Origin of the sequence: Providencia vermicola (assembly GCF_020381325.1) — a bacterium.
In the GTDB taxonomy this organism is placed as follows: domain Bacteria; phylum Pseudomonadota; class Gammaproteobacteria; order Enterobacterales; family Enterobacteriaceae; genus Providencia; species Providencia vermicola.
This window is the reverse complement of sequence record NZ_JAGSPI010000006.1, coordinates 194,646-208,217: the sequence shown is the minus strand read 5'-3', so window position 1 is coordinate 208,217 and position 13,572 is coordinate 194,646. Positions and strand designations below refer to the sequence as shown.

At 44.8% G+C, this 13,572-nt stretch carries 12 protein-coding genes; 8 read left to right on the top strand and 4 right to left on the bottom strand.

What is annotated here, in order from left to right:
- Nucleotides 1–392: 392 nt before the first annotated feature.
- Nucleotides 393–1,781, bottom strand: coding sequence for a cysteine--tRNA ligase (cysS, locus tag KDJ85_RS10625; protein ID WP_225819648.1), 1,389 nt, complete (start codon nt 1,779–1,781; stop codon nt 393–395).
- A 268-nt stretch (nt 1,782–2,049) separates the two neighbouring features.
- Here cysS and ppiB point away from each other — a divergent pair, with 268 nt between their 5' ends.
- The 5 genes from ppiB (at nt 2,050) to KDJ85_RS10600 (ending at nt 6,382) form a co-directional block, all read left to right on the top strand.
- Entirely contained in the window at nt 2,050–2,544 is a 495-nt protein-coding gene (ppiB, locus tag KDJ85_RS10620; protein WP_047756161.1) for a peptidylprolyl isomerase B, read from the top strand.
- 10 nt (nt 2,545–2,554) lie between these two features.
- Nucleotides 2,555–3,280, top strand: a complete 726-nt coding sequence (gene lpxH, locus KDJ85_RS10615; protein WP_225819647.1) for a UDP-2,3-diacylglucosamine diphosphatase — start codon at nt 2,555–2,557, stop codon at nt 3,278–3,280.
- Nucleotides 3,281–3,429: 149 nt separating this feature from the next.
- Complete coding sequence (gene purE, locus KDJ85_RS10610; RefSeq protein ID WP_225819646.1) at nt 3,430–3,945, top strand: 5-(carboxyamino)imidazole ribonucleotide mutase; 516 nt, start codon at nt 3,430–3,432, stop codon at nt 3,943–3,945.
- Complete coding sequence (purK, locus tag KDJ85_RS10605; protein WP_225819645.1) at nt 3,945–5,027, top strand: 5-(carboxyamino)imidazole ribonucleotide synthase; 1,083 nt, start codon at nt 3,945–3,947, stop codon at nt 5,025–5,027. Before purE ends, purK begins: the two co-directional genes overlap by 1 nt.
- Nucleotides 5,028–5,143: 116 nt before the next feature.
- Nucleotides 5,144–6,382 carry an MFS transporter gene (locus KDJ85_RS10600; protein ID WP_206083035.1) on the top strand — a complete coding sequence of 413 codons (1,239 nt, stop codon included), beginning with the start codon at nt 5,144–5,146 and terminating at the stop codon, nt 6,380–6,382.
- A 126-nt stretch (nt 6,383–6,508) separates the two neighbouring features.
- Here the strand turns inward: KDJ85_RS10600 and KDJ85_RS10595 are convergent, their stop codons facing one another.
- The 3 genes from KDJ85_RS10595 to ybbA all read right to left on the bottom strand — a co-directional run bounded on the left by KDJ85_RS10595 (nt 6,509) and on the right by ybbA (nt 11,162).
- Entirely contained in the window at nt 6,509–7,852 is a 1,344-nt protein-coding gene (locus KDJ85_RS10595; protein ID WP_377210611.1) for an esterase-like activity of phytase family protein, read from the bottom strand.
- A 179-nt stretch (nt 7,853–8,031) separates the two neighbouring features.
- Nucleotides 8,032–10,479 (bottom strand): putative ABC transporter permease subunit YbbP, encoded by a 2,448-nt coding sequence (gene ybbP / locus KDJ85_RS10590; RefSeq protein WP_225819642.1) that lies wholly within the window; start codon nt 10,477–10,479, stop codon nt 8,032–8,034.
- On the bottom strand, nt 10,476–11,162 hold the full coding sequence (ybbA, locus tag KDJ85_RS10585) for a putative ABC transporter ATP-binding protein YbbA (RefSeq protein WP_225819641.1): 687 nt from the start codon (nt 11,160–11,162) through the stop codon (nt 10,476–10,478). Before ybbA ends, ybbP begins: the two co-directional genes overlap by 4 nt.
- On the opposite strand from ybbA, the gene tesA reads away from it, so the two are divergent.
- From tesA to KDJ85_RS10570, 3 genes are all read left to right on the top strand, one after another.
- Nucleotides 11,130–11,771 (top strand): multifunctional acyl-CoA thioesterase I/protease I/lysophospholipase L1, encoded by a 642-nt coding sequence (tesA, locus tag KDJ85_RS10580; protein ID WP_225819640.1) that lies wholly within the window; start codon nt 11,130–11,132, stop codon nt 11,769–11,771. The two genes, ybbA and tesA, sit on opposite strands and share 33 nt — an antisense overlap.
- 77 nt (nt 11,772–11,848) lie before the next feature.
- On the top strand, nt 11,849–12,652 hold the full coding sequence (locus KDJ85_RS10575) for an SDR family oxidoreductase (protein WP_225819639.1): 804 nt from the start codon (nt 11,849–11,851) through the stop codon (nt 12,650–12,652).
- Nucleotides 12,653–12,711: 59 nt separating this feature from the next.
- On the top strand, nt 12,712–13,572 hold the full coding sequence (locus tag KDJ85_RS10570; protein WP_225819638.1) for a co-chaperone YbbN: 861 nt from the start codon (nt 12,712–12,714) through the stop codon (nt 13,570–13,572).

The window sequence follows — 13,572 nt, the reverse complement described above, 5'->3', positions numbered from 1 at the left end:
ATCAATCAATACCTAACCGTTTAATTTTATCAAATTCTAATTTTTTAACGCACCCACTACGCTAAATAGTTCGTGTTGTGGCTAGGCGCCGAACGCGGATAGCTTGGGGAGCATACATAAGTATGTGACCCAAGTAGCCAAGTGATGGCAACACCGCCACAGCGCGAAATAACGTTCATAGCAAATAGAAAAACGGCCAGATATTGTATCAATCAATACCTAACCGTTTAATTTTATCAAATTCTAATTTTTTAACGCACCCACTACGCTAAATAGTTCGTGTTGTGGCTAGGCGCCGAACGCGGATAGCTTGGGGAGCATACATAAGTATGTGACCCAAGTAGCCAAGTGATGGCAACACCGCCACAGCGCGAAATATGACGCGTAGGTGCTTATTTACGGCGCCACGTTGTCCCCGCAGACGAATCCTCCAACACAATCCCCATCGCTGTCAGCTCATCCCGTGCCGCATCCGCCTGCGCCCAATCTTTATTTTGACGTGCATCTAATCGCTGCTGAATTAACACTTCGATTTTTGCAACTTCCGCGTCATCTTCACTTTGAGCGCCGCCTTTTAGGAAGTTTTCTGGATCTTGTTCTAGTAAACCGAGCACACCTGCTAGTTCACGCAGTTCTGCAGCCATACCATTAGCCGCAGTCATATCTTCCGCTTTCAAACGATTGATTTCACGCACCATGTCAAATAACACAGAATAGGCTTCCGGCGTATTAAAATCATCGTTCATCGCTTCAACGAAACGGGCTTTAAAGGCTTCTCCGCCCGCTGGTTTTGCAGATTTGTCTGTGCCACGTAATGCAGTGTACATACGCTCTAACGCGGTACGTGCTTGTTTCAGGTTTTCTTCTGTGTAATTCAGTTGGCTACGATAATGGCCTGAAAGTAGGAAATAACGCACAGTTTCAGCATCGTAATACTCAAGCACATCACGAATGGTGAAGAAGTTATTGAGAGACTTCGACATTTTCTCTCTGTCTACCATGACCATGCCTGAGTGCATCCAATAGTTCACATACGGGCCATCATGGGCACAAGTGGATTGAGCAATCTCATTTTCATGATGCGGAAACATTAAATCTGAGCCGCCGCCGTGAATATCAAAATGATTACCCAATGTTTTGCTGTTCATCGCCGAACATTCAATGTGCCAGCCCGGACGACCTAAACCCCAAGGTGATTCCCAGCTTGGCTCACCTTCTTTGGACATTTTCCACAGCACGAAGTCCATTGGATTGCGTTTAACATCCGCCACTTCAACACGCGCACCCGCTTGAAGTTGTTCTAAATCTTGGCGAGATAGCAAGCCGTAATTTGGGTCGGTTTTCACTTCGAACATCACATCGCCGTTATCTGCAACATAAGCATGACCACGTTCAATTAAGCTTTCCGTCAGCTCAATAATTTCGCTGATATGGCGCGTTGCACGTGGCTCGCTATCCGGACGAAGAATATTCAATGCATCAAAATCTTTGTGCATTTCCGCTAACATGCGAGTGGTGAGCTCTTCAACACTTTCGTTATTTTCTGCGGCACGTTTAATGATTTTATCGTCAATATCCGTGACATTACGAACATAATTCAAATCATAACCTGAATAACGCAAAAAGCGACTGATTGCATCAAATGCCACAAATGTCCGGCCATGACCGATATGACACAAGTCGTAGATAGTGATGCCACACACATACATCCCAATCTTTCCTGCGTGGATGGGCTTAAACTCTTCTTTTTGGCGACTTAGTGTATTAAAAATTTGCAGCATCTGGACTTTTCCATGTAAGTGAAAAATGATTATCGATTTCTATCGGTAAAATACCATGTTATTGAACCCCGATCACCTTAAGAATGCAAGGGTTTACCCCGCCTTTCCTTTTCGATTTCAACAGGCATTTAATACACACCTATTATGCTATAAAGCACCCGCAAAACGCACTGTCGCTTCAAGTCAGGTTTTATCTGTGATATAAACGTGCAGATCTCAACGCTTTCGCAAGATAGCGCACAAAAAACAATTATTCAGGATAGCTATTATGGTTACATTTCATACCAATCACGGCGACATTGTTATCAAAACGTTTGACGATAAAGCGCCAGTCACCGTCGAAAACTTTTTAACTTACTGCCGTGAAGGTTTCTACAATAATACCATTTTCCACCGTGTTATTAACGGCTTCATGATCCAAGGCGGTGGTTTTGAGCCGGGCATGGAACAAAAAAACACGAAAGCGCCTATTAAAAACGAAGCAAACAACGGTGTAAAAAATACCCGTGGCACACTGGCAATGGCTCGTACTAACGACCCACACTCTGCCACTGCACAATTCTTTATCAACGTCGTTGATAATGACTTCTTAAACTTCCGTTCAGAGCGCCCAGATGGTTGGGGTTACTGCGTATTTGCTGAAGTTGTTGAAGGTATGGACGTGGTTGATAAAATCAAAGGCGTTTCAACTGGCCGTAGCGGTTTCCACCAAGACGTTCCTCGTGAAGATGTTGTGATCGAAAAAGTGACTGTCAGCGAGTAATCCTGTCTCTATGTCTACTTACATCATTGCAGATCTGCATTTGAGTGAAGATGAACCGGCGATCACCGCCGGTTTTATCAATTTTATTCAACAACAAGCCATCCACGCCGATAGCCTGTATATCCTCGGTGATTTTTTCAATTATTGGGTGGGCGATGATGACTATAACCCGCTTCATCAGCGCGTCGCGAACGAGCTAAAACAGCTCACGGCTAAAGGCATTCCTTGTTACTTTATACATGGCAACCGTGATTTTTTAATTGGTAAACGCTATGCCAAGCAGTGTGGAATGACGATTTTACCCCAAGAAACTGTTCTCGATATTTATGATAAGCGCATTTTAATTCTACACGGTGATACCTTATGCACCGATGATATGGCTTATCAAAACTACCGCAAAAAAGTTCACACGCCTTGGATACAACGTATTTTTCTCACGCTCCCTCTGTTTATTCGCCGCCGAATAGCACAGAAAATGCGCGAAAATAGCCAGTACGCCAGTAGCATGAAAGCCGAGTCTATCATGGATGTTAATCCACAAGCTGTTGTTAATGCATTACAAAGACACAAAGCGCAGTGGATGATTCATGGCCATACCCACCGCCCAGCTATTCATGAAATCAATATTGATGGCAGGCTACATTTTCGTGGTGTATTAGGTGCATGGCACCATGAAGGCTCAGCCTTTGTCATTAATGAACACGGTATCGAACTGATTTTCTTTCCCTTCGAATAATCCCCATGAAAGTTCTTGGTCGTAAACGCGACCGTTTGCTTATTTATTAGTCACGCAAACGTTTTCCTTGCTGCTTTGTCATGATATGATCGACTCAATTCAATTCTCCACCTTCGGGTGACGTTTTTTTCAATACAGGAAAGCACCAAATGACTGCCCAAGCTTCTGCTCAATCTGCGGCAAAAATCGCCATTGTTATGGGTTCGAAAAGTGATTGGACGACCATGCAGCACGCTGCTGATGTATTAACCGAACTCCAAATTCCTTTTCACGTCGAAATTGTTTCTGCACACCGCACACCCGATAAACTGTTTTCGTTTGCCGAAACCGCCAAAGAAAATGGTTTTGATGTGATCATTGCAGGTGCAGGTGGTGCAGCTCACCTACCAGGTATGATAGCGGCCAAAACCTTAGTGCCTGTTTTTGGTGTTCCTGTACAAAGCGCGGCACTCAGTGGCGTTGATAGCTTATATTCCATCGTTCAGATGCCAAAAGGAATCCCCGTGGGGACGCTTGCTATTGGTAAAGCCGGTGCAGCAAATGCCGCGCTGTTAGCGGCGCAAGTATTAGCCATTGCAGATACTGCCGTTTTTAATCGCTTATCCACTTGGCGTGAAACACAAACTAACGACGTACTCAATAACCCAGACCCGAGGAATGCGTAATGAAACCCGTTTGCGTACTGGGCAACGGTCAGCTGGGTCGCATGCTGCGCCAAGCTGGCGAACCATTAGGTATCGCCGTTTTCCCTGTCGGATTGGATGCAGAGCCTGAAGCGGTTCCTTATCAACAAAGCGTGATCACCGCTGAAATCGAGCGTTGGCCTGAAACGCCTTTGACTAAAGAGTTAGCTAGGCACAATGCTTTTATCAACCGCGATATTTTCCCGCGTTTAGCTGACCGCTTCCCACAAAAAAGCCTGTTTGATAGCTTAAATTTGTCAACCGCCCCTTGGGTACTGCTCGAATCCCCTAAGCAATGGCCTGAATTGTTTGCATCACTGGGTGATTTTCTGATAGTTAAACGCCGAACAGGTGGCTATGACGGGCGCGGCCAATGGCGTGTACGCCCAGGTGACGAACTCAGTCTCCCCGCTGAAATTTACGGTGAGTGCATTGTAGAGCAAGGCATCCCTTTTGATGCCGAAGTCTCTGTGATTGGCGCTCGTAATGCTGCTGGGGAGTCGGTTTTTTACCCTATCACCCACAATCTGCACCAAGAAGGCATCCTGCGTACCAGTGTCGCTTTTCCGAAATCCACCAATCCTCAGCAAGATCAAGCTCAAGCGATGTTAAGCGCTGTAATGAATGAGCTCGGCTATATTGGTGTGATGGCGATGGAATGCTTTGTTGTGGGCGATAAACTGCTGATCAACGAAATTGCCCCTCGCGTACATAACAGTGGACATTGGACACAAAATGGTGCCTCAATCAGCCAATTTGAGTTGCATTTGCGTGCCATATTGAATCTACCAATGCCATCCCCTGAAGTATACAGCCCTGCGGTAATGGTGAACTTAATCGGTACTGATGTGAATATCGATTGGCTCAATTTGCCACTAGTCCACCTGCATTGGTATGAAAAAGAGGTGCGTCCAGCCCGCAAAGTTGGCCATTTAAACATCTCCCACAGTGACTGTAATCAGCTAACCGAAACGCTCAGTGCACTCATTCCACTCTTACCAAATGAGTATAAAAGTGGCATTGAGTGGGCAAATGAAAAATTAGACTGGTACTCTCACCAATAAATAGGGAAAATAGCCTTAATCGATGCCCGAACTTGTTTTCGGGCATTTTGCTATTTTCGCCGTCATCCAGATGATAATTCTCCTGACTAAAGGTGTGCGGCATGACTGGAGTTACTATGTCCTCGCAGCATTTTAGTCCGTTTTATCAGTGGTGTATTTTAATTCTATTAGGGTTAGTTTATTTTTTAGCCACAGCCACGACTTTCACCTCTTTAGGCGTTGTATTGCCAGAAATGATCAGCGAGCTAAAGTGGAGCTGGAGTGAAGCGGGTTTTGGTTTTACCTTATTAGGTTTAACTTGCGGACTAGCAAGCTTTCTTCCCTCTTTACTGATCCGTAAAGTTGGCGTGCGAGCCACATTGCTGCTGGGTACCTTAGTCTTTGTCGCTGGGTTTTATAGCCTGTATTCCACCAACACCATTAGTACGTATTTCTTAGGTACAGCCTTGATTGGTATCGGTTTTACCTTATTAGCCACGGTGCCTGGCACTTACGTGCTTTCCCGATTATTTGAAAAACAGTCCCTCGCTTTTGGCTTATATTTCACCATTGGTGGGCTTGGTGGAGTTGCAGGGCCATGGATTTATTTCTATGCCTCAAACCAATTGGGCTCGTGGCGCATGCACTGGGTTCTGTGCGCTATTTACCTCAGTATCATCACGTTAATCACTATCTTTATGTTACGTGAAGGCAAACAAGAGCAAGAACATGCCAAGAAAGTGATGCAAAAACAAGTCAGTGATGCAAGCAAACCCATTTATCGTACAGCTGAAGTGTGGACCGTTGGACGCGCACTGCGTACATGGCAATTTTATTTAATCGCTGCGACTTATACCTCCTTTTTATGGTGCGGGATCACTGTGAATAGTTTTGCTGTCGCTCATATTGAAGAACGTGGCTTTGGTATGACCGTTGCAGTTTCATTACTCAGTACAATGGCTTTTGTTAATGCATTTTCACGATTTATTGGCGGCGCAGCGGGGGAATGGTTAGAGCCGAAAAAACTGCTGATTGGCAGCTTAATTATCATGGTGCTTGGTGTTATCTTCCTTAGTATCGCAAGCTCCTGGTTTTGGCTGATTTTATTTGTTCTGTGCGTAGGAATTGGTTACGGCATGACATTCTTAGCCTCAAGTGTTTTGTTATCAAACTATTTTGGACGTGGCCCCTATTTAGAGCTATTTTCTGTGGTTAACTTGATTTCAACTATCGCCTGTTTAGCGCCATTTATCGCAGGTGGGATCAAGGACTACACAGGTAGCTTCACCCCTGCATTTTTAGTCATTGCCGCCCCTGTGGTGGTTATCCTCGGCTTAACATTAATGATGAAACCGCCAGCACTCCATACCAAATAAAAAATCCCGAGCGCAGGCTCGGGAAAGAGAAAACCAAGGGAAAATAATCAGAAAACCAGATATTGGATCAAAACATGCGTTTCACATTGTGCCACGACAAACTACAATGAGGTGGCACAAATTCAATCAAGGCTTTAACAATTCAGGGACGTTTAACAGAATAAATTCATTATCATCGGCTTGATTTGGCTCACGGCTTGATGAGAATGGATAGTTATTGTCATTCCCGACAATGATATGTTCACCGTCGACCACATCCACATTTTCAATCGTAAAGAATGGGAAAGTAAACACGCCATTATTCAGTGGTTTTCTTGCCTGACTATTTGGGTCTTTAATATTCATTAAATCAATATACGCTTGCTTATCAACCGCTCCACCGACGTTTTTGTCTGAAAACTCAATACGGTATACACGCTTAAATTTCGCTAAGTTACTAAAGCAATTTTCCGTGTTCGTACTTCCTGCCGCGCAGGCTTTATCCGATGTCCCCTCGCCATTATCACGTTCGATGATTAAACCGTGTGTGTCATCGATTAAATTAAAATCGCCGATAGCATTTTGGTTATCTTCGAACACATACAGCCAGCTTCTGCCTGTCCAATCTTGTTTTTTTACATCGAACTCAAGAATGCGTGCAGTGCGATTGCCATCCACATTTTCATAATCTTGTTTTTCATCAACCCAAATTGCCCCTTCAAGCATTGGGTACAGTTTTGAACCGTCTGGCGAGGAAGCCATACCTTCAAACCCTTTTGAGCGATTCACTTGGAAAGTCACTTTATCTGTTGGTTTGCCTGGTGTGGTGACTTGGTAGTGGTCTGGAGAAACTACTTTTTTGCCATCAACCTGTGTTTCAAACAGGGCTAACACTTTGCCATCCAAATCCATTTTTATCAGGTATGGGCCAAATTCATCCCCTACCCATAATGCACCATTAGCAAATTGAAAACTTTCTGGGTCGAAGTCGCTGCCCGTTAAGTAACGTTCCTTTGTGCTCTCATTAATAATGTGAAAAGGAATAATTTTGTCGGGATCATGGAAAAAAACCGTTTTGAGTGGTGTTGTTTTGCCTGATTTAAAATCGATATCGTATTGTGTCACATATAGCATAGAGTCTGGTGAATTCACTTTATTACCGAACCCATTATCCGTTAACACCCAATAGGTGCCATCCGCCATTCGTTTAATTCCTGAATGGCCTTGCAATGGCTGCCCTTTGATTGGAATGTGTTTCCCCGTTGGACGATCAGCGGATTTTCCTTCGACTTTACCGAGGGTATCAACGCGTGTGCCAGTGGTGAATTTGCCACTCACTTGCAGGTCTGCAGGCGCATCTTGTGGCGCTGGAACAGTGGAATCAACGGAAAGAATGGAATGCCCCATTAATGTGGCAGGCACTTCTTGTTGAGCAAACCCTGAGAAGCTAAATGAAATCAAACTTGCCAGTAAAGAAAATGAACCCAACATCTGTTTAACTGGGCGTGTAATTGAATTTTTATGCTGCATGGTTATGTTTCCATTTTAAGGCTATCAATAATCGACGGCGGAATCATAACCTGAGTGAATGACGGTTTTGTGAAGGATTGAAGACAGTTATTTTAATTGGGCGCAAATAATTTCACGCCCAATTATTCCCTATAAACTAATCACCCATTGGGTAATCGACGGTGCTGGCTACCTGTTCCTAATAAGCGAAGACCTAACCATCCCCCGCAAATCGACAACAAAATAGCTGCGCACAGCGGTAATAATACCCACATACGCCATTCAGGTTGCCATGGGAAATCAAACACTTTGCTTTGCAATAACCACAAGGCAATCTCAGCCCCAAAGGCCGCAGCAAGGCCTGCCATTAAGCCAAGTAATGCAAACTCGCTCCATAACGTTCTGCGCATCAGCTTTCTGCTCGCACCTAAGGTGCGATAGACCACCAGTTCGCGCTCACGTTGGCTCATTCCCACTTGAATCTGTGCCAACAATAGCAGCAAGCCACAGAAAATCACTAAGACGACCATCACTTCAAGAGCTTGGCTGACTTGCTGAAGGATTTGCTGAATCTGTGTAATGATCGCCCCTGTATCCAGCACATTGATGGTTGGGTAATGGCGGCTAAGTTGCGTCAATAACTGGCCATCCCCCTCATAATGGAAACTACTCAGCCATGTTGCTGGCATTTTCGACAAGCTTTCTTCCGAAAAAATAAAGTAGAAATTCGGTCGTAAACTTTCCCAATCCACAGTGCGGATACTGCTTACTGTCGCCGTAAAAACTTGGGCTCCTGCATTAAATGTCAGTTTATCCCCCAATTTTAACCCTAGCTCTTTCACCACAGTTTGTTCAATGGAAACCTCTCCCGCTTTCGGCGGCCACGTGCCTTCATTCACGATATTCGCAGGAGCCAATTGAGATTGCCACGTTAAACTGAGTTCACGCCTCACCGTGTTATTATTCGGATCGCGTTTATCGGCCCACTCAATCGCCGATTGATCATTAATATCCGTTAAGCGTGCCAATACCACAGGGTTAAACTCGGTGGGAACAACTTGGTGCTGTGCCAATAGTTGTGTCACAGGCTCAAGCTGAGACGCATTCATATTGATAAGAAAATAATTGGGGCTATCCGCAGGTAACTGTTGCTGCCAACGATCAAGCAAATCCCCGCGCACTAAAATTAATAATGCCAATAACATAAACGAGAGCGAAAAGGCGCTCATTTGGGTGATAGTTTGCAACGGTTGGCGCAATAAGCGGCTGACTGAAAGGCGTAAACTCAGCTGGCGAAATTTAATATGGCGCAGCCCCCAAAGCCCGACCCAACCAATTAAAGCCAATAAAATCGCAACGACAACAATCCCTGCAAGAATCGACCATAAAAGTGGGTTCACGCCAGCAAAAAGAAATAATCCCCCCACAACAATTAAACTCACCACGGGAAGATAATAATGCAGCGGCCATACTGGAGATTTTGCATCCTCACGTAACACCCGTGAAGGTTGCGTCGCCATCAATTGATAATAAGGACGACTGCCTACGATGATAGCAATGATAAACAATGTACCAATTGCCCACACCCATGGCATTAAACTAGCAGGTGGCAACTCTTTTGGCAGCATTGCGCCTAGAATTTGCATCAAAATGCCTTCAAAGGCTAGCCCTAATAATGAACCTAATAACGCCGCGGCCACTAAAATGACTAACCACTGGCCAATGATCCATTTACGCAGCGCACTGCGCCCCGCCCCAAGTGTTTTTAGAACCGCAATAAGCTGATGGCGGCTACGGCAATAGTGGGTCATGGAAACCACAACAGCTGCAATCGCCAGTAATAAGGTTAATAATACGGATAACAACAAAAATTGCTGAGCACGTTGGAAGGTTTTCCCCACCGCACCATTGTCTTCACTTAAGGTATACCATCGCTGGTCATTACGCAGTTCTTTATCAAACTTTTGCTTAAATGCATCGATAACTTGGCTATCACCCGCGAACATATCGCGATAGGTTAAACGGCTACCTAACTGAATCGCCCCCGTTAATGGTGCATCTTCAATCGCAATTAATACTCGAGGGGCAATTTGGAATGGATTGAAGCCACTATCAGGCTCTTGGATTAATTTCCCTGAAACCTTTAACGTCGCATCGCCGATATCAATATTATCGCCAATATTCAGGTTCAATAACTCTAATAAGCGAGGTGCCACTAACACCTCCCCTCGGGTTGGTACTAGCCCCTCAGGTTCTGTGACTAATCCGCCATACAGCGGATAAGCCTTATCGGCGGCTTTGACTAACACCAGTTGAGGCCGGGCATCTTCATCTTCCGTTGCATAAGCCATCGTCGAAAATGATATCTGCTGGCTCAGTTTTAATCCGTCTTTTTGTGCTTCTTGCAACCAAGCAGGCTCACTCGGGTGTGAGGAACGTAGAACCAGATCCCCTGCAAGCAGCTCACGGCTTTGGTAGCTCATGCTGTTTTCGATACGATCACTAATGCGCCCTAACGCTAAAACACAGGCAACGGCGAGCGTGAGTGCTAACCAGACAATCAATAATGACGGCGTTTTCCATTCACGCCAAAACCAACGCCAAATCATGCTTCTTCCCTCAGTTGACCATCAACTAAGCGTAAGCGACGCTGGCAACGTGCAGCGAGTTCGTTATCGTGTGTAACTAAAATCAGCGTAGTACCATGTTCTTTATTCATGGCAAACAGTAAGTCCGCAATTTTATCCCCCGTTTGTCTATCGAGGTTACCTGTCGGCTCATCGGCAAATAAAATTTGTGGACGGCCGTTAAATGCGCGAGCCAGTGCCACACGCTGTTGTTCGCCACCAGAAAGTTGTGGCGGCATATGCTTCATGCGATCTTTTAAGCCTAAATCGGTCAGTAACTCAGCGGCATGTTGGTGGCTAGATGACTCTGACTCTCCACGCAACAAGGAAGGTAACTGCACGTTTTCAATCGCATTTAATGTAGGGATTAACATAAACGATTGGAACACAAACCCCACGCTTTGCGCGCGCAAACGAGCTCGTTCCTCTTCATCCATACGGGTCAGGTCTTGCCCCAATAAATTGACCGAGCCACTCGTGCCGTCATCTAAGCCCGCAATGATCCCAAGCAGAGTTGATTTCCCCGATCCTGACTCGCCAATTAAAGCAATTGTTTGACCAGACTCGACAATTAGCTCAACACCTTGCAATATAGTCAGTTCATGTTCACCTTGACCAACACGTTTAATGAGATGATGAACTTCAAGAATATTATTCGCCGACATATATTGGTTTTTCTCCTGTTACTGACTGCAAGTGGACACGCCCTTGCGTCAACTAAGCTATTGATCTTAGGTGATAGCCTAAGTGCAGGCTACCGTTTACCCGCTGAGCAGGCGTGGGCCTCTTTGCTTGCCGACCGCTGGCAGAAACTGTCTCCACCTATTGAGGTGGTCAATGGTAGCATTAGCGGCAATACATCAGCACAAGGGCTGGAACGCCTTTCTGCCTTATTGGAACAAAATAAACCGAGCTGGGTGTTGATTGAGCTCGGTGCTAACGATGGCCTGCAAGGCTTGCCTGTCGAACAACTGGAAATTAATTTACAGCAAATAATCGACCAAATCGTGCAATCGGGTGCAAAACCGCTCTTAATGCAAATTCGTATTCCACCAAATTATGGAAAACGTTATACAACAAGCTTTGAAAAAGTGTATCCGAAATTGGCGGATAGCAATCAAATTCCGTTGCTGCCCTTTTACATGGAGACAGTCATCACTAAGCCTGAATGGATACAACAAGATGGGATACACCCGACTGTTGAGGCTCAGCCATCCATCGCTGACTTTATGGAAAAACAACTTTCCGCACATATTTTACCCTCAAACAAGTAAAATAGAGAGTAAACAAACGCGATAAAGGCCTCTTTATACGCGAAATATATTCAGTTGCATGAAATGAAGGTAAAGTTATGCAAACATCAGCACGAAACGGAAAATCAGTTCTGATCACAGGAGCATCAAGCGGTATTGGCTTTTGTGCTGCACAAACGCTACGCCAGCGTGGCTACCATGTCATTGTCGCTTGTCGCAAAGAAAGCGATATATTACGCTTAAAAAACCTTGGTTTCGATGCTGTTACCCTTGACCTTGATGATAAGAGTAGCATAGATAATGCAGCACAAAAGGTGCTAACACTCTGTAATCACCGCCTTTTCGGATTATTCAACAATGCGGGTTTTGGGGTTTATGGGCCATTGAACAGTGTAAGTCGGGAACAACTCGAAGCTCAGTTTTCGACAAATTTTTTCGGCGTGCACCAATTGACCTTCCAACTGCTGCCCGCCATGCTAGCGCACAGCGAAGGGCGCATTGTGCAAACCAGTTCGGTGATGGGCATTATCTCTACTCCTGGTCGTGGTGCTTATGCAGCGAGCAAATATGCCTTGGAAGGTTGGTCAGATGCCTTACGGTTAGAACTGAAAGGCAGTGGTGTTTTCGTGAGTTTAATTGAACCAGGGCCAATTCACACGGCATTCACTCAAAATGTTGAACAAACTCAAAAAGATAAACCTGTTAAAAACCCTGGGATCGCCTCGCGCTTTACTTTAACCCCAGAACATGTGGTTGAAAAGCTAATCCATGCGCTGGAAAGCCCACGCCCACGCGTGCGTTATTCTGTCACGCTTTTAACCGTGGCAGTCCGAGTGCTTAAACGTGTTTTACCTGACAAACTGATGGATAAAATACTGGCAAATCAGGGAAAAAAGGCTTGAAAAAAGCAAAATAAGCCCCACTCTACTATTAATGCTAACTCATTCAAAAGAGATACCCTATGTTTGCGAATAACGCACAAATTATTGATATTAACGAAACTAATCTTCATCAAGTCATTGAACAATCAATGAACTTACCCGTCATGTTTTACTTTTGGTCACCTCGTAGCCCTCATTGCCAAGAGTTTGGCACAATGTTGGAAAAAATTGCCAACGACTACGCAGGTTTATATATCTTAGCTAAAGTTAACTGTGACGAAGAGCAAATGATTGCCAGCCAGTTTGGCTTAAAAGCCATCCCAACGGTATATGTTCTGCAAAATGGTCGCCCAGTTGATGGCTTTGAAGGGCCGCAGCCAGAAGAGGTCGTGTTAGAGATTTTATCTCGTGTTCTACCAAGCCCTGAAGAGTTGAAAGCAGCACAAGCGGCTGAATTAATTGCGGAAGGTAAAACACAAGAAGCCTTGCCACTGTTAAAAGAAGCGCACCAATTAAACCCAAAAAATAGCGATATCACCCTGTTATTAGCAGAAACACAAATTAGCCTAAAATTAGTCGATGACGCACAAACCACATTAGACGTAGTGCCATTACAAGACAAAGACAGTCGTTATCAAGGACTGATTGCGCAAATTGAATTGTTAAAACAAGCGGCGGATACCCCTGAAATTCAACAATTACAGGACGAATTTAATCAAGATCCGCAAAATACCACGTTAGCCGTTCAATTAGCACTAAAATTACATGAAGTGAACCGTAACGAAGAAGCCCTTGAAATGTTATTTAGCTTCTTACGTAAAGATTTAGGCGCGGGTGACGGCGCCGTGAGAAAAACCATGATGGATATTATGTCCGCCATGGGTACTGGCGATGCGATTGCGAGTAAATATCGCCGCCAAATGTATTCATTACTTTATTAA